The organism is Mycobacteroides franklinii, from assembly GCF_002013895.1.
GTDB classification, from domain to species: domain Bacteria; phylum Actinomycetota; class Actinomycetes; order Mycobacteriales; family Mycobacteriaceae; genus Mycobacterium; species Mycobacterium franklinii.
In genome coordinates this window covers 95,653-117,518 of record NZ_MAFQ01000011.1, presented here as the reverse complement: position 1 = coordinate 117,518, position 21,866 = coordinate 95,653, and the positions used below count along the sequence as shown (strand labels likewise).

The window sequence follows — 21,866 nt, the reverse complement described above, 5'->3', positions numbered from 1 at the left end:
TATGACCAACCCGATCGACCTCGGTGCCGCCATGGATCTGGCGATCAGGGCTGCCGAGGAGGTCAAGGGCAGTACATATCCGAATCCACCTGTGGGCGCAGTCATCCTGGATGCGGCGGGAGCGGTCGCCGGCGTAGGTGGCACCCGTCCGCCGGGGCAGGAACATGCCGAGGTGGTGGCATTGGCGGCGGCCGGCGCTGCCGCGCGGGGCGGTACCGCCATTGTCACCTTGGAGCCGTGCAACCACCAGGGCAGAACCGGGCCATGCGTGGATGCACTTGTCGCGGCTGGTGTTTCGCGTGTCGCCTACGCGGTAGCTGACCCGAATCCGCGGGCCGCCGGGGGAGCCGAGCGGCTACGCGCGCTGGGTGTTGACATCATCGATGGTCTCGCCGCCGACCGGGTGTCGGCGGGGCCGCTGCGAGAGTGGCTACACAAACAACGCACCGGACGTCCCCATGTCACATGGAAGTACGGTGCCAGTGTCGACGGCCGCAGTGCCGCCAATGACGGCACCAGCCAATGGATCACCAGCGAGGAGTCGCGGGCCGACGTACACCGGCGGAGAGCCTTCGCCGATGCCGTTCTGGTGGGCACCGGTACCGTGTTCGCCGATGACCCGCAGCTCACCGCCCGCACCCCCGATAACGAGCTGGTGGCGCATCAGCCACTGCGCGTTGTGGTCGGCATGCGCGAGGTATCCATGGACGCAAAGGTTTTGAACGACGATTCGCACACCATGGTGATCCGGACGCACGATCCGGCCGAGGTGCTCGCGGCCCTGGCGGATCGCACCGACATCATCCTGGAGGGTGGGCCCACACTGGCGGGGGCCTTCCTGCGCGCGGGCCTGGTGGACCGGATCCTGGCCTACCTTGCCCCGATGCTGTTGGGTGGCAACGTCCCCGCTGTGGAGGACGTTGGCGTCACCACCCTCTCACGCGCATTGCGCTGGGAATACGACCAGATCGAGCGAATGGGGCCCGACGTGCTACTGAGCCTCGTTCCCCGCCTTGCGGTGTGAGCCAATGAATATCGCGATGACCGCGGCGATCACGCAAACCACTGCCGTGATTGCGAACATCTCGCTATACATCTGGCTGTAGGCGTGGATGCTCCTGTCCAGGAGCTGCTGTTGCAGCACAAAGAGATTCGGCTTGCCTTCCGGCTTGGGCTCCTTGGCGGCCAGTGCATCGAAGTTCTGGTAGAAGCGGTGAATGCCCCAGCCGCCGAGCGCGGCCATGCCGATGAGCATTCCCGTCATTCGGGCCACCACCACAAGTGCCGAGGCGATGCCGTGCTGGGCGGCGGGTACCACGCGTAGCGCTGCCGAGGACAGCGGGCCGATCACCAGGCCCAGACCCACACCGGCGACCACCAGGTCCGTGTCCAACCGCGGCAGCGTGAAGAACCCGAAGTTGTGCACGGCCGACAACACGTCGACGGGCCAGCCCGAGATCAGGTAGTACCCGAACGCGGCGATAAGCAAGCCGATCACCGCGATGATCCGGTCGCCGAATCGGGTGGCCAGCCAGCCGCCGATGACCGCGCCGATCGGCAGCGCGACCAGGAACCTGGACAACAAGAAGACCGCGTCGGCCTTGTCCATCTGCAGCACGCCTTGCCCGAGCAGCTCGATGTTGACCAGTGTCACCATCAGGGCCGCGCCGGCGGCCAGGGATGCGGCCAAGGCCGCGAAGAACGGCCCGAACCGAACGCCTTCGGGTTTGATCAGCCGGGTCGTGGCCCGCGATTCCCACAGGATGAACGTCGCGAATGCGACGCCGGATCCGATCAGGACCGGCAGCGCCCATTCGGGTAGCGCGGACACCTTGGGGTCGGGGCTGTACAGGCCGACGACCAGCAGAGCCAGCGCGACGGCCAGCAGCGCGCCACCGACGACGTCGACCTTCGGACGATTCGGGTCATGTTGATGTGCCGGAACACTGAACTGCACCAACACGATGGCGATGATCGCCAGCGGCACATTGACCCAGAAGATCGCGGTCCATGAACCGAACAGCCAGACACACAGGACGCCGTAGAGCGGGCCCAGCACGCTGCCGAGCTCCTGCGCGGCGCCAATGCCACCGAGAACCGTCGCACGGTTGCGTTGCGACCACAGATCGGCACCCAGGGCCAGGGTGACCGGTAGCAGCGCGCCGCTGGCCACACCTTGGATGACGCGGCCGGTGACCAGCATCGTCAGATCGGTGGACATGGCGGTGACGACGGAACCGATCGCGAAGCCGGCCAGTGCCAGTTGCAGGATCAGCCGTCGACCGAATCGGTCGGAGGCTTGTCCGAGTAGCGGCATCGCGGCGATGTACCCGAGCAGATAGCCCGTGACGATCGGGGTGACCTGTTGGATGTTGTTGAGCGCGATACCGACGGTGGTCATGATGTCGGTGATGACGCTGACCACGACGTACGTGTCGAGGGCGCCCAACAGCACCGCCAGGCTTCCGGCGCCTATTGCGATGCTGCGATGCCGCAGCGGGAGCGCGGTGTCCTGGGCTGTGGCCGTCACGAGACGGGCTTGTCGACAGTGACCGGCTTACCCCAGTCGGACAGCGACATCTCGATGGTGTTGCCCGGGGAGGTGTCGACGCTGATCTTGGTCAGCGCGTGGTTGCCGTCCTTGGCGATCCAAGCTTTCGCGGGAATGTCGGCGGTGAGCTTGGAGCCGGCGAAGGTGTTCAGCGCGTCCTTGCTCATCGTTCCGCTCACCAGAACGGAGTCGACACCGTCGATGGTTTCGGTCTTCTCCGACTTGGCGTTGGTGATATTCGACAGCAGGTTGGCCAGGCCCTTGTTCGGGTCGAGGATCAGTCCTACGTCGTAGATGTCCTTGACGGGCCCCATGCTGGTGTAAGCGGTGCCGAGCTGGGCGAACAGCTCGCCGTCCACGACGACGAACGGCAGCTCCAGTCCGCCGGTCTTGGCGGTGCCCTTAGCGGCCACGGCGGGTGTGGTGGTCAGGTCGCCGGTGAGGTCGGAGAGCTTGAGCGTGGGCTTGTCGCCGGTGACCTTGAGCACGATGTGCGTGCTGGTCTGTGTCTTGGTGGTGGCCGCCGATTCGCTGAGTAGCGTGGCGGCCTCGGGCAGATTGGGGTCGGCCTTGTCGGTCTTGGAGCAGCCGGCCAATGCGATGGCGGCGACTGCGACAGGAATCAGAGCGAGGCGGATGCGGTTGCGCATGAGTCCGATCGTAGAGGCTGAGCGCGACACCGGGGAGGCTCGTGACACCTCGACGTTGCTGGCGATGAAATTGACACTCCAGCAATCCGCCGCCATGCTCGTTTGCAGGGCGGGATTGTCAACCGAGGGCTGGTTGTTGTGAAAAACGTGAGCAGAGCACTGGCATGTGGTGTGTCCGCTGTCGCCGCGGTTGCCGGCGTTCTTGTTGCTTCACCTGCGCTTTCGGCCGCCGATCCAGTCTCTGAAACTGCTCCCAAGATTGTCGCTTTCCCGGGCATGTCGATTGTTCAGGGGGACAGTCGGTGCACTCTTGGCTATGTCGACCCGGTATCCCGGATCGGTCTGACGGCGGGCCACTGCAATGCCACCGGATCGATTATCGATCTGGCAGGCAATCGCGTCGGCGAGGTGCTGCTGATGAGCCGGAACCTGCCGACCGGTGGTGCGATCGGCCCCGGCGACGTCGTCTCGGACTACGAGGGCATCGCCTTCGCGCCGGGCGTGGAGCTGAGCAGCAACTTGCCCAACGGACTGGCGCTGCGGATGGCGCAGAATGCCGGTCCCGAGCCCGGCCTGCCGGTATGTCTGATGGGATCGGTGTCCGGCGAGACCTGCGGCAAGGTTGACGCGATCAACAACGGTTGGTTCACCATGACGGATGTCGGTGGGCAGCATGGTGATTCAGGCGGGCCCGTGTACACGATCACCCAACCCGGCCAGGCGCTGTTGGTAGGTATCTACTCGCTGCGCTGGGGCGGGAGGCCCGCCGCCATGTCGTGGTCGGCGATATCGGCGCAGATGCAGTCGCAATTGGTGGCGCAGATGCCGGCCGCCGGGCCTGGCAACGGTGGTCCGGAACTGCCTGCCCCGCCGGCCCCGGCCGCCGTCCCCGCGGCTTCGTAGGTTTCGCCTACTCGTTTTCACGGTCTTCAGGTCGGGCGCATTGCGCTTTTCCTTCTGATATTGTGGCGCCGTTCTGGGGCCAAATAACAATTTGCTGAGCCTTCAGATATTGCACAATGTCAACCATTGTGATCACCCTGAATTTGAAAGGCTGACATGAAGCGCATCGCTATTTTTCTTACCGCACTCGCGACAGTCATGGGAGGTGTCGCGTGCTCTGGTAGCGATGGAGGCGGTGGAAACATCGTGCGTATCGGGACAACTGAGGCGGGGAAGGACTCGTGGGACGTCTTCGTCGATGAGGCAGGGAAGGCGGGAATCAAACTCGTCACCACTAACTTCACGGACTATGGCCAGCCCAACGTGGCACTGACGCAAAAACAGATCGATGTAAATTTATTTCAGCATCTTCGTTTCCTGGGTGAATACAACGTCGCCAGTAATGCAACGCTTGCACCGGTGGGTGCCACCTATGTGGTGCCGCTTGGTCTGTATTCGCAAAAGCACCGGGCACTCGCTGATATCCCTCAGGGCGGGCAGATTGCGATCCCCAACGATCCGCCGAATCAGGCCCGCGCGCTGTTTGTGCTGAAAGCGGCCGGACTCATCGCTCTCAAGGGTGGACGTGCGACACCAAGTGCCGCCGATATCGACAAGGGGGCATCGAGGGTCACGGTGGCACTTGTCGACGCGGCCCAGACACCGTTGTCGCTGAAGTCGATTGACGGTGCCGTCATCAACAACACCTATTTGGCGCAGTCGGATATCGATCCGAAGAGTGCGCTGTACGCGGACGATCCAGCAAGTCCGGGCGCCGAGCCCTACATCAACGTCATCGTGGCGCGCGCGGAGGAGAAGGACAACCCCACCTATCAGAAACTTGTCGATGTCTTCCATTCTCCGGCCGTCACCGAGGCATACGCCAAGGAAAGCAAGGGAACTCAACTGGCGGTGACCAAGAGTGGGCCGGACTGCGCGGCGATCCTGGGAAGGATCGAACAGCAGATCCGCGGCGAGAAGTGATCAGGGAAATGACCGGCACCGCACCGCTCATCCGGTTCGAGAATGTCACCAAGACCTTCCGGGTGGGCAAGAAAACGGTGGGCGCGGTTGGCGACGTATCCCTCGATATTGCCGGAGGCGAGGTGTTCGCCATGATCGGCTACTCAGGGGCGGGAAAGAGCACGCTGGTGCGCCTCATCAATGGGCTGGAGCGGCCCACCTCGGGTCGCGTCATCGTGGACGGCGCCGAGGTGAGCGCGCTGCGAGAGCGTGAATTGCGCCGCCTGCGTAGCGATATCGGCATGATCTTTCAACAGTTCAATCTGTTCCGGTCGCGCACGGTGGCGGGGAACATCGCCTATCCGCTCCGGGTGGCCGGATGGGCCGCCGAGAAGCGCAATGCGCGGGTCGCGGAGCTGCTCGAATTCGTCGGGCTCGGCGACAAGGCGAAGAGTTACCCGGACCAGCTCTCCGGCGGCCAGAAGCAACGCGTCGGCATCGCGCGGGCGCTGGCGACATCGCCTTCGGTTTTGTTGGCCGATGAGGCCACCAGTGCCTTGGACCCGGAAACCACCGGCGACGTACTGCGACTGCTACGCGCGGTCAACGCTGAGTTCGGGGTGACCATCGTGGTGATCACCCATGAAATGGACGTGGTTCGCACCGTTGCCGATCGTGTGGCCGTGCTCGCTGAGGGCAGGGTGGTGGAGACCGGAACCGTGTTCGATGTCTTTTCCGCACCGCAGAGCGAGGCGGGCAAGCGGTTCGTCGGAACGGTGCTGCAGAACACTCCGAGCGGTGCCGATGTAGAACGAATAACACAGCGGCACAAGGGAAATATCGTATCAGTCGAGATCAGTGAGGGTGTGCACATCGGCCCGGCGCTGGCGCACGCCACTGAACTGGGTGTGCGTTTCGAAGTGGTCTACGGCGGCATCACCACGTTGCAGTCTCGCTCCTTCGGCAATCTCACACTCGAGCTCGACGGCGCCGATGATCAAGTGGCTCAGGTTATTTCGGACCTATCCGAAGTGACGACGGTTCAACAGGTGGCACGATGACGACGAATTGGGAACGGTTGCGACCTCAACTGTTCGAGGCGTTTGGCGACACCTTGTACATGGTGTCGATCACCCTGGTGGTGGGCGGCCTCATCGGTTTGGGGCTGGGAATGTTGTTGTACACCACCAGGTCCGGTGGGCTGCAGCAGAACCGGGTATTACACACCCTGCTCAATGTCGTGGTGAACATCGTCCGGCCCATACCGTTCGTGGTGCTGATCGCCGCGCTTGGTCCCATCACCCTCGGGGTGGTGGGGACGACGATCGGTACCACGGCGGTGGTATTCGTGATGATCGTCGCGGCATCCTTTGCGATTGCCCGCATCGTCGAACAGAATCTGGTGACCATCGACCCTGGGGTCATCGAAGCGGCTCGCGCCGTCGGTGCCGGACCGTTGCGCATCATCCTGACGCTCTTGGTGCCGGAAGCACTGGGGCCGTTGATCCTTGGCTACACCTTCGTGCTGATCGGCATCGTCGATATGTCCGCGATGGCGGGGTTGGTCGGCGGCGGCGGCCTCGGTGACTTCGCCATCGTGCAGGGTTACCAGCGCTTCAATTGGCAGGTGACGATCGTGTCGACCGTCATCATCATCGTGCTGGTCCAGGCGGCCCAGTTCCTCGGAAACTATCTGGCGCGCAAGGCGCTGCGGCGATAGTTACCCGGGAGGCGCCGGCGCTGGAGGCGCCGCGGGAGGCGGGGGTGTGCCAGGTGCAGCTGGAGCCGCTGGAGCCGCTCCCTCGGAAGCCTCGGGGGGTGTCCAGTGCCATTGCTCGGGCGGAGGCGCCTGGGAGTCGTCGCCGAGGCCCGGAATCCGGGTGCCGGGCGGTGGGGCGGTGCCCGGGAGCGGCTCGTTGAGTGTCTCTTTGTTTCCGCGGTTGACGAAGCCGCCTCGATACTGACCGTTTTGGTATCCGTGCCAGAGGTGCTTGAGGGCCTCGGTCTTGGTCAGGTCGGCATTCTCCTCGCCGGGCTCGACGTCAAACAGCTGTCCCTGCCCGGGCGCCGCGGGCTTGATGTTCTGCGGCATCAGGTATTGGTTGTTGAGTGCATTCGTATTGGGCGCTTGTTGTGTGTCGGGCGATGTGCCGGGTGCGGACGGGGTGCTGTTCTGCGCCAGCACGAATTCGTTCACCGCACCCTGCTTGAGGTCCGGCAGCGGCGTCGGCAGGCCGGCAGGCCCCTCGCCGCGGCCGGTGCTCTGTTCGAGGGGAGAGAAGAGGCCCTGTTGCGGCGGCAGATTCGCCGGCACATCGGGCGAATAAGCATCGCTGGTACCGGTCATGCCGGGCACCGGGGCCGGCGGGGGAGCCGGGTCGGCGGACGCGACCGCCGGGAACGCGAATATCGAACCCAGGGCGAACGCCCCCGCCGCCATCCGTGGGGTAGGTGACTTCCTGGCTGAGCGGCGGTGACTGCCCGTCACTGGTTTCTCCTCTGGGTTCGATACACGCTGTGTCTTTTGTTCTCCGTGAAAATCGAAAGACGTTGTATCAGAACGTCTTTGTCACACCGTAGTAGGCGACGATGTCATCGTTGTCCTTCGATGAGCTGGTCATCACCGCGTAGGAACGCAGGAAGGACTGCCCGACGCAACCATCGATCTTGATGTGGACATCCTTCAGCGTGACGCGGGCTTCCTTGCCCTTGTACTTCTTCTTGTCGACGCTGACGTTGATGACCTCACCCGGCTGCGGGTGGACTTCGATGGAACCGGTGATACCGGCGCTCAGTGTGGGGACGCCGGCGGCGCTGATCGCCGGGGTGATGCTGGCGCCGCCGTTGAGCTTGACCCACGCCAGGCTGATACCGCAACCGATCTGGTAGCCGGCTTCCAGCGTGCCGCCACCCAGGGTGGTGCTACCCGCACCAGTCACCGACCCGGTGAAGGTGCCGCCCACCAGGTACTCACGCGAGGACAGCGAGGTGGTCAGCGGAGGGATCGGCAGCTGGGTCTCGTCCTTGGCGGCGACCTTCAGGTTCCAGCCGTCGGGCGTGGTGACGATGCCCGGGTCCTCGGAGGCGACGATGCCGTTGTCCGGTGGCGGACCGTCGGCCGGCGGCGCATCGGCGACCGGCTGCACCGGGGCCGGCGGGTCGCCGGGGTCTGCGAGGGCGAACGGCGCGGTAACGGCCAGCGCGCACACGGCGGTGGCGGCGGCAAGGCTCTTCAACATGGGGGTGGCACCTCTCGTGCTCAGGAATGAGGAGTTCTGATGTGTGTCGTTCATCTGTCAGACAGCCTTGGTGACGCCCATGTAGGTGACCACGTCGTCGGTGTTGTCGGTGGAGCTGGTCATCGTCGCGTACGAGCGGATGAAGGATTGACCCACGCAGCTGTCGATCTTGATGCGGAACCCGGTGATGGTGGTTCGGGTGGTCTTGCCCTCAAAGGTCTTCTTGTTGACCGGAACGATGGTGACCTGTCCCGGCTTGAGGTCGACCTTGACCAGGCCGTTGATAGGGAGGGAAACGCTGGTCAGGCCACCGGTTCCGAAACCACCGGAAAGACCGATACCGGCGGTCAGCTCGACGGGGCCACCCATGATGCCGCAGCCGATCTGGTAGCCGGCCTCGAGCGATCCGCCGGCAAGCTTGGTCTTGCCGGCACCCGAGACGGCACCGATGAAGCTTCCGCCCACGATGTATTCGCGGGAGGAGAGCGCGGTGGTCAGCGGCGCGACCGGCAACAAGGTCTCGTTCTTTCCGGCAACGGTAACGGTCCAGCCGTCGGGGGTGATCAAGTTTCCTGGCTCGGCAGAAGCAATGAAGCCATCCGGCGGCGGAGGCGCGTCATTGGCAACGGGCTGTGCGGGAACTGGGGCCGGATCTTCGGGATCGGCAAACGCGAGGGGCGCTGTCAGCGCGAGCGCGCAAACAGTAGTCAGCGAGACGAGACTTTTCAGCATGGGCGATAGGGCCTCTCAGGTCCGTTTGTCCGATATGGGAGCTGTCCCGACGAATGATTGGGTGGCTTTATGTCGGAACGGTAAAGGGACAGATAACAGTTAGCGCCCAATGTCTATCTATTTCGAACGTCTGCCCACACCGTTCGAACCGGCGTGATCAGAAGTTGAAAACTCATCTGCCTGGGAAATCGTATTCAAGGTGACAGATACCTCACTGTAAGCAATGTGACTGCTGAGGACGCTGGGGGTGCTAGTCGCAGATCACTTTCAACGCGTAGTGGAAATCCTTGCTGCCATCAGTTGTTAATTTGGCATTCAGGCTAGCGCCAGTCACGGCGCCGTGGATTCCCTATAGTCAGATCCGAACGGCATCGCGTCGGTCCCACTTATGTGTCTTATGGTCTGTGGGCGGCGAGGCCGCTGGTCTGTCACGCAGTGTCGCGGAGTCCGCCCTCGTGCAGCCGATCATCTGGAGAGGAATTGATGAGGCTACTAAATATCCGCCGCTACCTGGCCATTCCCGCCGTCGCCGCGTTTGCCGCGGGTCTTGCTGTAGCGCCCGGCTCTTACGCAGATCCCAACGACACCGGCCCCGGTGTGCCCATCCCGCCTCCGGCTCCCGCGCAGGTGGTGGATCAGCCCGTCGCCGCGGGGCAGCCACCGGCCAGCGCCGAAGCTCCCGCGCAGCCTCTTGAGGTTCCGGCCGGCGACAGCGACGCGGCCGTCATCGCGTGTTCGAAGATGTCCAACGCGATGGCCTACGCCGCCACCAACTACTCGGATTTCGCTAACGAGATGTCGGTAGCTCAGGGTGACTACTCGAACGCCATCGCCGCCAATACGAATGTGGTCGGTCGGACCGCTGTGCGTGAGGCCGCAGAGGTGGCCAACGACGCCGCTAATACGCCCGGATTGGCTCCAGAGCTTGCGACACCCATGCACGCGTGGTCCGGTGACGCGTACAAGCTCGTGGTCCTGATGGGGCTGCGCATTGGGCAGGACTCGGTCAACGGCAAGGCCGGCGACCTCAACAAGGATGCCAACGACGTGCAGGTTGCCTGCGCCGCGGCGGGAACCCGAGCCTGAACGGATTGCCCGATAAGGCCATCAAGAGGGGCGTGGCGGCAACGCTAGGCTTGTCGAATGTTCACAGGAATCGTTGAGGAGCTGGGCGAGATCCTGGGCAGGGAAGATCTAGGCGACGCTGCCCGTCTCACCGTGCTCGGCCCCCTCGTCGTCGAAGACGCGAAACATGGCGACTCGATCGCCGTCAACGGCGTCTGCCTGACGGTGGTCGACGTGCGCGAGGGAGGCGTGTTCACCACCGACGTGATGGGCGAGACGCTGTCGCGGTCCAGCCTGGACAAGATCGATACGGGCGCCAAGGTCAATCTGGAACGGGCGGCGGCGGTGAACAGCCGCCTCGGCGGCCACATCGTCCAGGGGCATGTCGACGGCACCGCAAACGTGCTGTCGCGCACACCGTCGGAGAACTGGGAAGTAGTGCGGGTCTCGCTACCCGAGTCGGTGGCCAAGTACGTCGTCGAAAAGGGCTCGATCACCGTGGACGGGGTGTCGCTGACGGTCTCGGCGCTGGGGCAGGACTGGTTCGAGGTGTCCCTCATACCCACCACGCTGGGCTTGACCACCCTGGGGGCCGCGGCGGTGGGAACCGCGGTCAATCTCGAGGTGGATGTGATCGCAAAGTACGTCGAACGCCTGCTCGAACACCGGTGAGGCGCCCAACCCCCGGCGCACGCGGAAAGCATCAAGCCCGCTGCTAGTTCCACTGAGTGAACAGCGCGCGAATCGACGAAACCGCGGTGGTTCATAATTGAGATGCCCACACGCCCCTAACGAGAGTGGTCCCCATGACCAGGTTGGACAGCATCGAACGCGCTGTCGCCGATATCGCCGCCGGTAAGGCCATCGTCGTCGTCGACGATGAGGATCGGGAGAACGAAGGCGATCTGATTTTCGCCGCCGAGAAAGCCACCCCAGAGTTGGTGGCCTTCATGGTGCGGTACACCTCGGGGTACCTGTGCGTACCGCTGGCGGGGGAGGATTGCGATCGCCTCGGCCTGCTGCCCCAATATGCGGTGAATCAGGACAAGCACGGCACTGCCTACACCGTCACCGTTGACGCGAAAAACGGTATCGGAACCGGGATTTCGGCTTCCGACCGCGCGGCCACCATGCGTCTGCTGGCGGATGCCGCAAGTGCCCCCGACGACTTCACGAAACCCGGGCACGTGGTTCCGTTGCGTGCCAAGGAAGGTGGGGTGCTGCGTCGCCCCGGCCACACCGAGGCATCGGTTGACCTCGCCAAGCTCGCGGGATTACGTCCGGCCGCGGTGATTTGCGAGATCGTCAGCCAAAAGGACGAGGGCGCGATGGCCCAGACCGAAGAGCTACGGGTCTTTGCCGACGAACACAACCTGGCGCTGGTGTCGATCGCCGATCTGATCGAGTGGCGGCGCAAGCACGAGAAGCACGTGGAGCGGATCGCCGAGGCGCGCATCCCCACCCAACACGGTGAGTTCCGGGCAGTGGGATACACCAGCATCTATGACGACGTGGAACACGTGGCCTTGGTGCTCGGAGATATCTCGGGCCCCGAGGGCGACGGAAACGACGTGCTGGTGCGCGTGCACTCCGAGTGTTTGACCGGTGACGTATTCGGTTCGCGCCGTTGCGATTGCGGTCCGCAGTTGGATGCCGCGATGGAGATGGTGGCCAAGGAAGGCCGCGGCATAGTGCTGTACATGCGCGGCCACGAGGGCCGCGGCATCGGCCTCATGCACAAGTTGCAGGCTTACCAGTTGCAGGATGCCGGCGAGGACACCGTGGACGCCAATCTGAAGCTCGGTCTGCCTGCCGACGCGCGCGATTACGGTTTGGGTGCACAGATTTTGGTCGACCTAGGCGTGAAGTCGATGCGGCTGTTGACGAATAACCCCGCCAAGCGTGTGGGGCTGGACGGCTACGGATTGCACATCATCGAGCGGGTACCGCTGCCAGTGCGGGCGAACTCGGAGAACATCCGTTATCTGCGCACCAAGCGGGACCGGATGGGGCATGACCTCGCCGATCTTGACGATCACCCCGAGGCTGATGGCGCGTGAGCGGCGAGGGTATCCCGTCACTGAAGGTCGGTGACGCGTCCGGTATCAGTCTGGCGATCGTGGCCAGCACGTGGCATGAGCAGATCTGCACCGCGCTGCTCGAGGGCGCACAGAGGGTGGCCACCGAGGCGGGTATCGACCGGCCGACCGTGGTGCGGGTGCTGGGCGCCATCGAGATTCCAGTGGTGGCGCAGGCGTTGGCGCGCACGCACGACGCGGTGGTCGCACTCGGAGTGGTGATCCAAGGCGGGACACCGCATTTCGGCTACGTCTGCGATGCGGTGACCACGGGTCTGACACGAGTCTCCTTGGACACCAGTACACCGGTCGCCAACGGTGTGCTCACCGTGAACAACGAACAGCAGGCGATCGACCGTGCCGGACTGCCGGGCTCTGCGGAGGACAAGGGCGCCCAGGCCGCGGCCGCCGCTCTGGACACCGCACTGACGCTGCGCCGGCTCCGTCAGCCCTGGGCGTGAGGCGTGGCCGACGCTGACTGGGACATCGTCCTCAAACCGCACTTGTCGCCGTATTTCGTATACGGTGCCGCCTTCATCATCGCGGCGGCGCATATCGCCGTAGGTGTGTTGTTGAAGATTTCGCCCAGCGGAGTGATCTTCAAGACCTCGGACCAGGTTGGCATTGCCCTGGTGGGCATCGTCATCGCATGTGTGGTTCTGATGTTCGCGCGTCCGCGTGTGCGCGCCGGGGCGCCTGGCATCGAGGTACGCAATGTGTTGGGGCCCAAGCTCATTCCGTGGCCCGAGGTGGTCGGGGTGTCGTTTCCGCCGGGTGCGCAGTGGGCGCGCCTGGATTTGGAGGACTTCGAGTACGAGCCGATGATGGCCATCCAGGCGATCGACAAGCAACGAGCTGTCGACGCCATGGATGCCCTCCGGGAAGTACTGAGCAAGTACCGCGGATAGCTTCGCGGCCGCCTTGTGCGGAGGTTCTCGTATCCGCGGCCGATCAGCTATCTCGTGCAGTTTCCCCTCCCGGCGCCGAGGGCCAAGTATCGTGTGAATACCGGCCGTGCCTGCAAGAATGACAACGGCAGAGAGCTTGGAGATCGTGGCGACTACGAGAACAACAGCGCGTCGTGGGTTTGCCCGCGCGTCGCTGACGTCCGTACGTGACGCGCACGACCTCTTCGTGGCGGGTCGGGTAGATGGTTCGTACCTCGAGTCGGTACCCCTGCCGCGTCTGGTGACCGAGAGCTGGCAGCGCAGCCTTGCGACCGGGGTCGATCCGGATCGCGGGCCTGGTGAAGCGGCCGCTGCGAGGCACCTGACCGAATTGCGCAGCAGTCATCCGCTCGCCGGTGCCCTGCCCGTCATCCGTCGCCTGCTCGTGGATCACGCCACCGATTCGGGTGTGCTTGTCGGGGTCACTGCTGCCGACGGTGCGCTGCTCTGGGTGGAGGGTGATTCCGGGGCGGGCCGTAAGGCCGCGGCGATGAACTTTGTACCCGGTGCCGACTGGAGTGAACGTGCGGTGGGCACCAACGCCCCGGGTACCGCCCTGGCGCTGGATCGCGAGGTACAGATCAGCGGTAGTGAACACTTCTGCAGGCTTGTCCGGCCGTGGTCGTGCACCGCGGTCCCGATACATGATCCGCTGACCGGAACGCCGCTGGGCAGTCTCGATCTGACGGGCGGCGTGGAGGTAGCTTCCGCCCAAACCTTGGCCCTGGTGCGCGCCACCGCGGTTGCCGTCGAGCATTTTATTGCCCTGGAGTATCCCCGAGGCAGCCGCCCAGAGGCCGAGGCCGGCCCCCGGCTGACCGTGCTCGGCGCCAACCGTCCGGTTCTGCATATCGCCGACGGCGGGCACGCGCATCGTCTATCCGGACGTCATGCCGAGATCTTGGCGCTGTTGCTCCGGCATCCCGAGGGGCTGAGCGCAGACCATCTCGCGATGCTGCTCGACGAGAACGATCTCGACGTGGTGACCATCCGTGCGGAAATGTCGCGACTGCGCCGCATCGTGGGCGATGAATTGATCGGGTCCCGGCCGTATCGGCTGCTCAAGCATGTGCGAAGCGATATGGGCGATGTCTTCTCGGCGCTCCGGGCCGGTGATATCGCCACGGCCATGGATCACTACTCCGGGCAGCTGTTGCCGCGTTCGGCGGCCCCGGCGGTGGGCCGGCTACGCCTGGAACTGAGTTCGAGCCTGCGCGGCGCCGTCCTGGTCAGCGGTGATCTGCATCTGCTGCGCCGGTGGCTCGATCTGCCTGAGGCGCGTGATGATCGTGAGGGATGGCAGGGGTTGTACGACCATCCCGGCGTCGGCGCGATCATGCAGTCGGAAGCCCGCGGTCACCTCATCGCCCTGGATTCCGATCTGGCCTGAGTGCGGGCCCGAGCCGGGCCTAAAAAGTTGCAACCGTGCTGCAACGGGCCAAAACCTACCTTCAGTGATCACCGACACATCTGTCGCTTGAAGGTAGGAGACCTCCGTGACTGTTTATGCCCGCCCGGGTGCGCAGGGATCGCTGATGACTTTCGCGTCCCGCTACGAGAATTTCATTGGCGGGCAATGGGTTCCCCCGGCCGACGGGCGGTACTTCGAGAACCGCACCCCGGTGACCGGGGAGGTGTTCTGCGAGATACCCCGCTCGGGTGAAGCCGACGTGGAGAAGGCGCTCGATGCCGCGCACGCCGCCGCACCCGGCTGGGCCAAGACCTCACCGGCCGACAGGGCGCTCATCCTCAACCGGATCGCCGACCGAATGGAATCCCACCTGGAGTCCATCGCCGTGGCCGAGTCGTGGGACAACGGCAAGCCCATCCGCGAAACCCTGAACGCCGATATCCCGTTGGCCGTCGATCACTTCCGATACTTCGCCGGTGTACTTCGGGCACAGGAGGGTTCACTATCGGAGATCGACGAGGACACCGTCGCCTACCATTTCCACGAGCCCCTCGGCGTTGTCGGACAGATCATCCCGTGGAACTTTCCGCTGTTGATGGCCAGCTGGAAATTGGCCCCCGCCATTGCCGCGGGCAACACGGTCGTGCTCAAGCCCGCCGAACAAACCCCGGCGTCGATTCTCTACTTGTTCTCGCTCATCGGCGATCTGCTACCGCCGGGTGTGGTGAACATCGTCAACGGATTCGGGGTGGAAGCGGGCAAGCCGCTGGCCTCCAGCAGCCGGATCGCCAAGATCGCATTCACCGGCGAGACCAGCACAGGCCGCTTGATCATGCAGTACGCCAGCCAGAACCTGATACCGGTCACCCTGGAGCTCGGTGGCAAGAGCCCCAATCTGTTTTTCTCCGACGTGATGTCGGCCAGTGACGATTTCCAGGACAAAGCCCTGGAGGGGTTCACGATGTTCGCGTTCAATCAGGGCGAGGTGTGCACCTGCCCTTCGCGCAGCGTGATCCAGGCCGACATCTTCGATGACTTCTTGGGGCTGGCCGCCATCCGTACCAAGGCCATCCGTCAGGGCAATCCGCTGGACACCGAGACCATGATGGGTGCACAGGCCTCTCATGAGCAGCTCGAGAAGATCCTGTCCTACATCGATATCGGTAAAGCCGAAGGGGCGCGGCTGGTCACCGGCGGTGAGCGCGCGGAGCTGGGAGGCGACCTGGCGGGCGGTTACTACGTCACGCCGACGGTCTTCGCCGGGAACAACTCGATGCGAATCTTCCAGGAGGAGATTTTCGGCCCGGTGCTGGCTGTGACCTCGTTCGCCGACTATGACGATGCCATCGCCATTGCCAACGACACCCCGTATGGGCTGGGGGCGGGCGTATGGAGCCGCAACGGCAACATCGCCTACCGCGCCGGCCGGGATATCAAGGCGGGCCGCGTGTGGACCAACTGCTATCACCAGTACCCCGCACACGCTGCCTTCGGTGGATACAAGCGGTCCGGCATCGGCCGCGAGAACCACAAGATGATGCTCGACCACTACCAGCAGACCAAGAACCTGCTGGTGTCCTACAGCTCCAAGGCCCAGGGATTCTTCTGATGATCGCCATGCGCGATATAGCCGGAAAGTGAAGTCATCCACCTGAATTGATGTGCAGAGAGCAAGGAAACAATATGGCGACCACCAGGAACGGCCTCGTCGAGGAGCATCTCGAGAGCGCGGACTATCTACGCAAGCGCCAACTCAAATCGGGTAGCGCGGGCTGGCTGCTGCTCGCCGGCCTCGGCGTGAGTTATGTGGTGTCCGGCGACTATTCGGGCTGGAACTTCGGTCTTGGCCAAGGCGGGTTCGGTGGGCTGGCCATCGCCACCGTGGTGATCGCCGGCATGTACCTGGCACTGGTGCTGGGCATGGCGGAGCTCTCATCGGCGCTACCGACTGCCGGCGGCGGCTACACGTTCGCGCGGCGCGCCCTTGGTCCGTGGGGTGGATTCGCCACGGGCACCGCCATTCTCATTGAGTACTCGATCGCCCCGGCCGCCATAGCCACCTTCATCGGCGCCTACGTGCAATCTCTGGGGCTGTTCGGCATCACCAACGGATGGTGGGTCTACCTGGCCGCCTACGCCTTTTTCATCGGGATCCATTTGTCGGGTGTCGGCGAGGCGCTGAAGGTGATGTTCGCCATCACGGCTATTGCTTTGCTCGGCCTGCTGATCTTCGCGATCGCGGCCGCCGCTCATTTCGATATCCACAACCTGACCAACATCGCGGTGGACGAAAGTGCGGCCGGGGCTTCCAGCATCCTGCCGCACGGATACCTGGGTATCTGGGCCGCCATTCCGTTCGCCATTTGGTTCTTCCTCGCGGTGGAGGGTGTTCCGCTGGCCGCCGAGGAGACGGCCAACCCGGAACGCAATGTGCCCCGGGGGATTATCGCGGCCATCGCGGTGCTATTGGTTACCTGTGCGACGGCGCTGGTGCTCACCACCGGAGCAGGTGGTGCGGAGCAGATGTCGGATTCGGGCAATCCGCTGGTTGAGGCGCTCGGTCACGGTACCGCTGCCAAGCTGGTCAACTACATAGGGCTGGCCGGGCTCGTCGCGAGCTTCTTCTCGATCATCTACGCATACTCACGGCAGCTGTTCGCGCTCTCCCGCGCGGGTTATCTCCCGACGGTTCTGTCGGTGACCAACTCGCGGAAGGCGCCCACACTGGCCCTGATCGTCCCCGGCATCGTCGGATTCGCGTTGTCCTTGACCGGACACGGTGACCTGCTGCTGAACATGGCGGTCTTCGGTGCCGCCCTCAGCTATGTGCTGATGATGGTCAGCCATATCGCGTTGCGGGTGCGTGAGCCGAATATGCCGCGGCCCTATCGCACGCCGGGTGGAATCGCGACCACCAGCTTCGCCCTCGTGGTCGCGGTGTTGGCCGTCATCGCGACATTCCTGGTCAATCCGGTCGCGGCGGGACTGTGCCTGGCAGTGTTCGCGGCGTTCATGCTGTACTTCGCCCTCTATAGCCGCCATCGGCTGGTGGCGAACTCGCCGGACGAGGAATTCGCGATGCTGGCGGAGGCGGAAAGCGAGCTCACGTGAAATACCGGCAGCAGGTCGCCGGGGCGAACTACGCCTTCGACGGGCTTGTGGATGTCATGGCCAAGGCGACGCCGCTGCGGTCGGGTGATGAGCTGGCCGGATGTGCGGCGGGCTCGGATGCCGAACGGGCCGCTGCGGCCTGGGTTCTCGCGGACCTGCCGCTCGACACCTTTCTCAACGAGGCGGTGGTGCCCTACGAAAGCGATGAGGTCACCAGGCTGATCATCGATAGCCACGACCGCCGGGCCTACGGTGCCATCTCGCACCTGACGGTCGGTGGATTTCGGGATTGGTTGTTGGACAGCGCATCCCGTGATGATGGCGCCGAGCGGATTACCGCCGTCTCCGCGGGAATCACCCCGGAGATGGCGGCGGCGGTCAGCAAGATCATGCGCAATCAGGATCTGGTCGCGGTGGGCGCCGCCATGCACGTGAGCGCGGCTTTCCGCACCACCGTCGGCGGAAAGGGCACGCTGGCCACCCGACTGCAACCGAACCACCCCACCGACGATCCGCGCGGAGTCGCCGCCGCGGTGCTGGACGGGCTACTTCTGGGATGTGGTGACGCCGTCATCGGCATCAACCCGGCGACCGATTCACCGGAGGCCACATCGGATTTGCTTCATCTGCTGGACTCCATCAGATCGCGTTACGGCATCCCGACCCAGTCATGCGTTCTCTCGCACATCACGACGACGATAGGACTCATCGAGCGGGGAGCGCCGGTGGATTTGACGTTCCAATCGATTGCCGGCACCGAGGGCGCCAATTCTGCTTTCGGAGTGGATATTGCGCTGCTGCGGGAGGGGCGTGATGCCACCAGGGCCCTACACCGGGGGACCGTCGGGGACAACGTCATGTATCTCGAAACCGGTCAGGGATCGGCCTTGAGTTCAGGCGCCCACTTGGGTACCGGCGGTAAACCTGTCGACCAGCAGACCTTGGAGACTCGCGCGTACGCGGTGGCCCGCGACCTCGAGCCGTTCCTGGTCAACACCGTCGTCGGATTCATTGGGCCCGAATACCTCTATGACGGTAAACAGATCGTTCGCGCCGGATTGGAAGACCATTTTTGCGGCAAGCTCCTGGGCCTGCCGATGGGTGTCGACGTTTGCTACACCAATCATGCCGAGGCCGATCAGAACGATATGGACACGCTGCTGATCCTGCTCGCCGCCGCGGGCGTGGCGTTTGTCATCACCGTTCCGGGTGCCGACGACGTGATGCTGGGCTATCAGAGTCTGTCGTTTCACGATGTCCTGCAGGCGCGCCGGACGCTGGGCCTGCGCCCGGCACCAGAGTTCGAGCAGTGGCTGCACGCCATCGGAATGGTCGACGATGACGGTCGTCTGACACCTTTCGACGTGACCAGCTCACCGTTGCGCGCACTGACCATGTCGGGCGCTCGATGACAACCGGTGATGTTGACCGCCAGAGGTTTTGGACAGAGCTGAGACTGAACACCCAGGCCCGGATCGGTTTGGACAGGGCGGGCAACGCGCTGCACACTCGCGACGTGCTGGATTTGGCTGCCGCCCACGCGACCGCCCGAGACGCTGTGCACGTGCCGCTGGACACCGAGCGCCTCGCTGCCGAGGTGGCCGGTATCGGCGTGGGGACGCCCGCCGTGGTCACCAGCCAAGTGCGTTCTCGGGCAGAGTATTTGCGCAGACCCGACCTCGGCCGGTTGCCCGCCGACTTGTCTGCGGTGCCGCCTCAGGCGGCTGATATCGGAATCGTCCTGGCCGATGGTCTTTCACCCACCGCCCTCATGCGCCACGGGGTTCCGCTGGTGCGCGAGCTCGTACTACGGCTTGGCGACTCGTACACGCTGGCCGCACCGGTGATCGCGACCCAGGCCCGGGTCGCGCTGGGCGATCACATCGCCGCGCAAGGTCGGTACCGCACACTGATCGTCGTCATCGGGGAGCGGCCCGGGCTCAGCGTTGTCGACAGCCTCGGTATCTACCTCACGCATCTGCCCCGGCCCGGTTGCACCGATGCGGACCGCAATTGCATCTCCAACATCCACCCACCCGACGGGCTCAGCTATCGGGAAGCCGCGCACATCGCGGCCAGCCTGGTCAGCGGCGCACGTCAGCTGGGGCGCTCCGGGGTGGCGCTCAAGGACACCTCGCGCGCCTCGGCCATCGACGACGCCGGGCAGGGCGCGCTGGGCTGATCGGAGCGCTAACCGGTGTCTCCCATGACGAGGCCCTCGCGGCGAGGGTCCGCACCACCGATCCAGCCGGCCCCCCGCCGCACCAGCGCGGACAGACCGCTGGATTGATCGGCGACGTCGACGGTATGCCCACGCGCGCGCAGACCTTGGACCAGTGAATCGTTGGCGCCACCGTCATCGGCATCGATATTGGGGTGCTCACCGCCGACGTTGGTCTTGGGGGAGTTGTTGGCGCCGAAATCCACCATCGACACCGCCTGTTGAGGATCGAGTCCCCAGTCAAGAATGCCGACAAGGGTTTTCACGACAAACTGGATGATGACCGCGCCGCCCGGTGATCCGAGTGCCAACAACAGCGCGCCCCGCTTGCCGGACTCCGTGCGTTCGAAAACCAGGGTAGGCGCCATCGAACTGCGCGGCCGCTTTCCCGGTTGCAGTCGGTTGGCAACCGGAAGCCCGTCCTTGCCCACGGGCTCGACCGAGAAGTCGGTGAGTTGGTTGTTGAGGAAGAACCCGTCGACCATATGGAACGAACCGAACGCGGATTCCACTGTGGTGGTGAGTGATGCGGCGTTGCCCTGGGCATCGACAACGGTTACCTGGCTGGTGCCGTGCTCGGGGGTGGACACCGCGGCCGATGCCGGTACATCGAATTCACCAGGCTTGGCCACACCCATCGTCTTCTCGCCGGAGATCAGTTTCGCCCGTCCCGCCAGGTATGCCGGGTTGAGTAGCGTGGCTGGTGAATTACCGGGCAGTGCAACAAAATCGGTGTCCGCAACGTACTTGTCGCGGTCGGCATAGGCCAGGCGTTCGGCCTCGGCGATGTAGTGCACCCCGTCGACTGTCGGCTTGCCGCCGTCGAGGTCGATATCGGTGGGCCGAAAGGACGCCATCGGGAAGTTCTGCAGGATCCCCAATGTCGCGGCTACCGCGATACCGCCCGACGAGGGCGCCGGCATTCCACAGATTTCATGGTCGCGGTATGTGGTGCACAGCGCTTGCCGCTTCTTGGTGGTGTATCCGGACAAGTCGGCGGTAGTCATCATGCTCGGGGTGCGCCCCGACGAGGTGTCTGCCGCCGCGGCGACGATGCCCTCGGCGATGGCGCCTTTGTAGAAGGCGTCGGGGCCATTGGTAGCAACGGCGCCAAGGGTTTTCGCGTATGCGGGATTGGTGATTTTCGTTCCCGCGGACTTGGCCGATCCATCGGTGTTGAGGAAGTACGAGTCGGCTTCGGGGTCGAAGGCAAGGCTGGCGGCGGAATCTGTGATCGCGGCGGCGAGCCGGGGACTGATCTCGAAACCATCATCGGCCAACTGGACTGCCGGAGTGAACAAGTCGCGCCACGGTGTGGTGCCGTGCTCGGCGTGCACGTCGTGGAGCATCCGAAGGATTCCGGGTACCCCGATCGAACGCCCCGATGAGCGCACATCGGGCTTGGGCGGGGTCCGGTTGGCGTCGTCAACCCACCGCAGATAATTCTCGGTCGCGGCGGCCGGCGCGACCTCCCGACCGTCGTACGTCTGCACGGCTCCGGTGCCGGCGTCGTAGTAGACGAGGAAGCCGCCGCCCCCGATACCCGAGGACTGCGGTTCAACCAGTCCAAGCACCGCCTGCGCGGCGATAACAGCATCGGCGGCCGACCCTCCATCGCGCAGCACCTTGCATGCGGCCTGCGTGGCCAGCGGGTTGGCGGTGGCGACCGCATAACTCGCGGTACGTACCGCGGTCATCCCGGTTCGATAGCCGGTTGCCACTTCGGGATTGGTGGAGATGTCTCGTTCGGGAGTGGCCTGGGCCGCACCGGTTTTCGTGGTGGGAACACCGTTTGCGCTGATCCCGCAGGGTTCCGTCGTGCCACCCGGCCTGGTCTTCACGTCGCTGGCGCAGCCCGCGGACGCTAGGAGGGCGATCGAGGTGATGGCTAGCGCTCTGGTCAGGGCTCTCACAGTGCCATCACGTTATGCCATGGCCGGGTGAGTGGTCGACCTC

General features: G+C 64.3%; 21 protein-coding genes. 15 read left to right on the top strand and 6 right to left on the bottom strand.

Features of this window, described 5'->3' with window-relative positions; genetic code table 11:
- Position 1: 1 nt before the first annotated feature.
- Complete coding sequence (gene ribD / locus B4393_RS19465; protein ID WP_078335480.1) at positions 2 to 1,024, top strand: bifunctional diaminohydroxyphosphoribosylaminopyrimidine deaminase/5-amino-6-(5-phosphoribosylamino)uracil reductase RibD; 1,023 nt, start codon at positions 2 to 4, stop codon at positions 1,022 to 1,024.
- Here ribD and B4393_RS19460 read toward each other — a convergent pair.
- Positions 992 to 2,530, bottom strand: coding sequence for an MFS transporter (locus B4393_RS19460; RefSeq protein ID WP_078335479.1), 1,539 nt, complete (start codon positions 2,528 to 2,530; stop codon positions 992 to 994). The two genes, ribD and B4393_RS19460, sit on opposite strands and share 33 nt — an antisense overlap.
- Positions 2,527 to 3,201, bottom strand: coding sequence for an LppX_LprAFG lipoprotein (locus B4393_RS19455; protein ID WP_078335478.1), 675 nt, complete (start codon positions 3,199 to 3,201; stop codon positions 2,527 to 2,529). The genes B4393_RS19460 and B4393_RS19455 overlap by 4 nt, the downstream gene beginning before the upstream one ends.
- Positions 3,202 to 3,372: 171 nt before the next feature.
- Here B4393_RS19455 and B4393_RS19450 point away from each other — a divergent pair, with 171 nt between their 5' ends.
- From B4393_RS19450 to B4393_RS19435, 4 genes are all read left to right on the top strand, one after another.
- Positions 3,373 to 4,104 (top strand): Rv1815 family serine proteinase, encoded by a 732-nt coding sequence (locus B4393_RS19450; RefSeq protein ID WP_078335559.1) that lies wholly within the window; start codon positions 3,373 to 3,375, stop codon positions 4,102 to 4,104.
- Positions 4,105 to 4,260: 156 nt separating this feature from the next.
- The gene (locus tag B4393_RS19445; protein ID WP_078335477.1) at positions 4,261 to 5,127 is read left to right on the top strand and encodes a MetQ/NlpA family ABC transporter substrate-binding protein; all 867 of its coding nucleotides are present in this window, start codon (positions 4,261 to 4,263) and stop codon (positions 5,125 to 5,127) included.
- A gap of 8 nt (positions 5,128 to 5,135) precedes the next feature.
- Complete coding sequence (locus tag B4393_RS19440; RefSeq protein ID WP_078335476.1) at positions 5,136 to 6,167, top strand: methionine ABC transporter ATP-binding protein; 1,032 nt, start codon at positions 5,136 to 5,138, stop codon at positions 6,165 to 6,167.
- Positions 6,164 to 6,826, top strand: coding sequence for a methionine ABC transporter permease (locus B4393_RS19435; RefSeq protein ID WP_078335475.1), 663 nt, complete (start codon positions 6,164 to 6,166; stop codon positions 6,824 to 6,826). The genes B4393_RS19440 and B4393_RS19435 overlap by 4 nt, the downstream gene beginning before the upstream one ends.
- Here B4393_RS19435 and B4393_RS19430 read toward each other — a convergent pair whose 3' ends face one another.
- The 3 genes from B4393_RS19430 to B4393_RS19420 all read right to left on the bottom strand — a co-directional run bounded on the left by B4393_RS19430 (position 6,827) and on the right by B4393_RS19420 (position 9,077).
- Positions 6,827 to 7,546 carry a hypothetical protein gene (locus B4393_RS19430; protein ID WP_078335474.1) on the bottom strand — a complete coding sequence of 240 codons (720 nt, stop codon included), beginning with the start codon at positions 7,544 to 7,546 and terminating at the stop codon, positions 6,827 to 6,829.
- A 115-nt stretch (positions 7,547 to 7,661) separates the two neighbouring features.
- Positions 7,662 to 8,345: an MspA family porin gene (locus B4393_RS19425; protein WP_078335558.1), complete on the bottom strand. Its 684-nt coding sequence runs from the start codon at positions 8,343 to 8,345 to the stop codon at positions 7,662 to 7,664.
- 57 nt (positions 8,346 to 8,402) lie between these two features.
- On the bottom strand, positions 8,403 to 9,077 hold the full coding sequence (locus tag B4393_RS19420; RefSeq protein WP_078335473.1) for an MspA family porin: 675 nt from the start codon (positions 9,075 to 9,077) through the stop codon (positions 8,403 to 8,405).
- A 483-nt stretch (positions 9,078 to 9,560) separates the two neighbouring features.
- Here B4393_RS19420 and B4393_RS19415 point away from each other — a divergent pair, with 483 nt between their 5' ends.
- The 10 genes from B4393_RS19415 (at position 9,561) to eutC (ending at position 19,871) form a co-directional block, all read left to right on the top strand.
- Positions 9,561 to 10,163 (top strand): hypothetical protein, encoded by a 603-nt coding sequence (locus B4393_RS19415; protein WP_078335472.1) that lies wholly within the window; start codon positions 9,561 to 9,563, stop codon positions 10,161 to 10,163.
- Between the two features lie 57 nt (positions 10,164 to 10,220).
- On the top strand, positions 10,221 to 10,814 hold the full coding sequence (locus B4393_RS19410; RefSeq protein WP_078335471.1) for a riboflavin synthase: 594 nt from the start codon (positions 10,221 to 10,223) through the stop codon (positions 10,812 to 10,814).
- A 134-nt stretch (positions 10,815 to 10,948) separates the two neighbouring features.
- On the top strand, positions 10,949 to 12,202 hold the full coding sequence (locus B4393_RS19405; protein ID WP_070939561.1) for a bifunctional 3,4-dihydroxy-2-butanone-4-phosphate synthase/GTP cyclohydrolase II: 1,254 nt from the start codon (positions 10,949 to 10,951) through the stop codon (positions 12,200 to 12,202).
- The gene (gene ribH, locus B4393_RS19400; RefSeq protein ID WP_078277897.1) at positions 12,199 to 12,681 is read left to right on the top strand and encodes a 6,7-dimethyl-8-ribityllumazine synthase; all 483 of its coding nucleotides are present in this window, start codon (positions 12,199 to 12,201) and stop codon (positions 12,679 to 12,681) included. Before B4393_RS19405 ends, ribH begins: the two co-directional genes overlap by 4 nt.
- Before the next feature lie 3 nt (positions 12,682 to 12,684).
- Entirely contained in the window at positions 12,685 to 13,128 is a 444-nt protein-coding gene (locus B4393_RS19395; protein ID WP_078335470.1) for a PH domain-containing protein, read from the top strand.
- A gap of 145 nt (positions 13,129 to 13,273) precedes the next feature.
- Entirely contained in the window at positions 13,274 to 14,557 is a 1,284-nt protein-coding gene (locus tag B4393_RS19385) for a helix-turn-helix domain-containing protein (protein ID WP_078335468.1), read from the top strand.
- Between the two features lie 106 nt (positions 14,558 to 14,663).
- Positions 14,664 to 16,187 carry an acetaldehyde dehydrogenase ExaC gene (exaC, locus tag B4393_RS19380; protein WP_078335467.1) on the top strand — a complete coding sequence of 508 codons (1,524 nt, stop codon included), beginning with the start codon at positions 14,664 to 14,666 and terminating at the stop codon, positions 16,185 to 16,187.
- A 74-nt stretch (positions 16,188 to 16,261) separates the two neighbouring features.
- Positions 16,262 to 17,689 (top strand): ethanolamine permease, encoded by a 1,428-nt coding sequence (gene eat, locus B4393_RS19375; protein ID WP_078335466.1) that lies wholly within the window; start codon positions 16,262 to 16,264, stop codon positions 17,687 to 17,689.
- Positions 17,686 to 19,101, top strand: coding sequence for an ethanolamine ammonia-lyase subunit EutB (locus tag B4393_RS19370; protein ID WP_078335465.1), 1,416 nt, complete (start codon positions 17,686 to 17,688; stop codon positions 19,099 to 19,101). The genes eat and B4393_RS19370 overlap by 4 nt, the downstream gene beginning before the upstream one ends.
- Positions 19,098 to 19,871, top strand: coding sequence for an ethanolamine ammonia-lyase subunit EutC (eutC, locus tag B4393_RS19365; protein ID WP_078335464.1), 774 nt, complete (start codon positions 19,098 to 19,100; stop codon positions 19,869 to 19,871). The genes B4393_RS19370 and eutC overlap by 4 nt, the downstream gene beginning before the upstream one ends.
- Positions 19,872 to 19,879: 8 nt before the next feature.
- Here the strand turns inward: eutC and B4393_RS19360 are convergent, their stop codons facing one another.
- On the bottom strand, positions 19,880 to 21,823 hold the full coding sequence (locus tag B4393_RS19360) for a gamma-glutamyltransferase family protein (RefSeq protein ID WP_078335463.1): 1,944 nt from the start codon (positions 21,821 to 21,823) through the stop codon (positions 19,880 to 19,882).
- Positions 21,824 to 21,866: the final 43 nt, after the last annotated feature.

Coding starts and splice junctions, on each gene's coding strand:
- B4393_RS19405 (WP_070939561.1), top strand. CDS start 10,949: ATGACCAGGTTGGACAGCATCGAACGCGCTGTCGCCGATATCGCCGCC.
- B4393_RS19410 (WP_078335471.1), top strand. CDS start 10,221: ATGTTCACAGGAATCGTTGAGGAGCTGGGCGAGATCCTGGGCAGGGAA.
- B4393_RS19435 (WP_078335475.1), top strand. CDS start 6,164: ATGACGACGAATTGGGAACGGTTGCGACCTCAACTGTTCGAGGCGTTT.
- B4393_RS19445 (WP_078335477.1), top strand. CDS start 4,261: ATGAAGCGCATCGCTATTTTTCTTACCGCACTCGCGACAGTCATGGGA.
- B4393_RS19440 (WP_078335476.1), top strand. CDS start 5,136: ATGACCGGCACCGCACCGCTCATCCGGTTCGAGAATGTCACCAAGACC.
- eat (WP_078335466.1), top strand. CDS start 16,262: ATGGCGACCACCAGGAACGGCCTCGTCGAGGAGCATCTCGAGAGCGCG.
- B4393_RS19430 (WP_078335474.1), bottom strand. CDS start 7,546: ATGGCGGCGGGGGCGTTCGCCCTGGGTTCGATATTCGCGTTCCCGGCG.
- B4393_RS19455 (WP_078335478.1), bottom strand. CDS start 3,201: ATGCGCAACCGCATCCGCCTCGCTCTGATTCCTGTCGCAGTCGCCGCC.
- B4393_RS19425 (WP_078335558.1), bottom strand. CDS start 8,345: ATGTTGAAGAGCCTTGCCGCCGCCACCGCCGTGTGCGCGCTGGCCGTT.
- B4393_RS19415 (WP_078335472.1), top strand. CDS start 9,561: ATGAGGCTACTAAATATCCGCCGCTACCTGGCCATTCCCGCCGTCGCC.
- eutC (WP_078335464.1), top strand. CDS start 19,098: ATGACAACCGGTGATGTTGACCGCCAGAGGTTTTGGACAGAGCTGAGA.
- B4393_RS19420 (WP_078335473.1), bottom strand. CDS start 9,077: ATGCTGAAAAGTCTCGTCTCGCTGACTACTGTTTGCGCGCTCGCGCTG.
- ribD (WP_078335480.1), top strand. CDS start 2: ATGACCAACCCGATCGACCTCGGTGCCGCCATGGATCTGGCGATCAGG.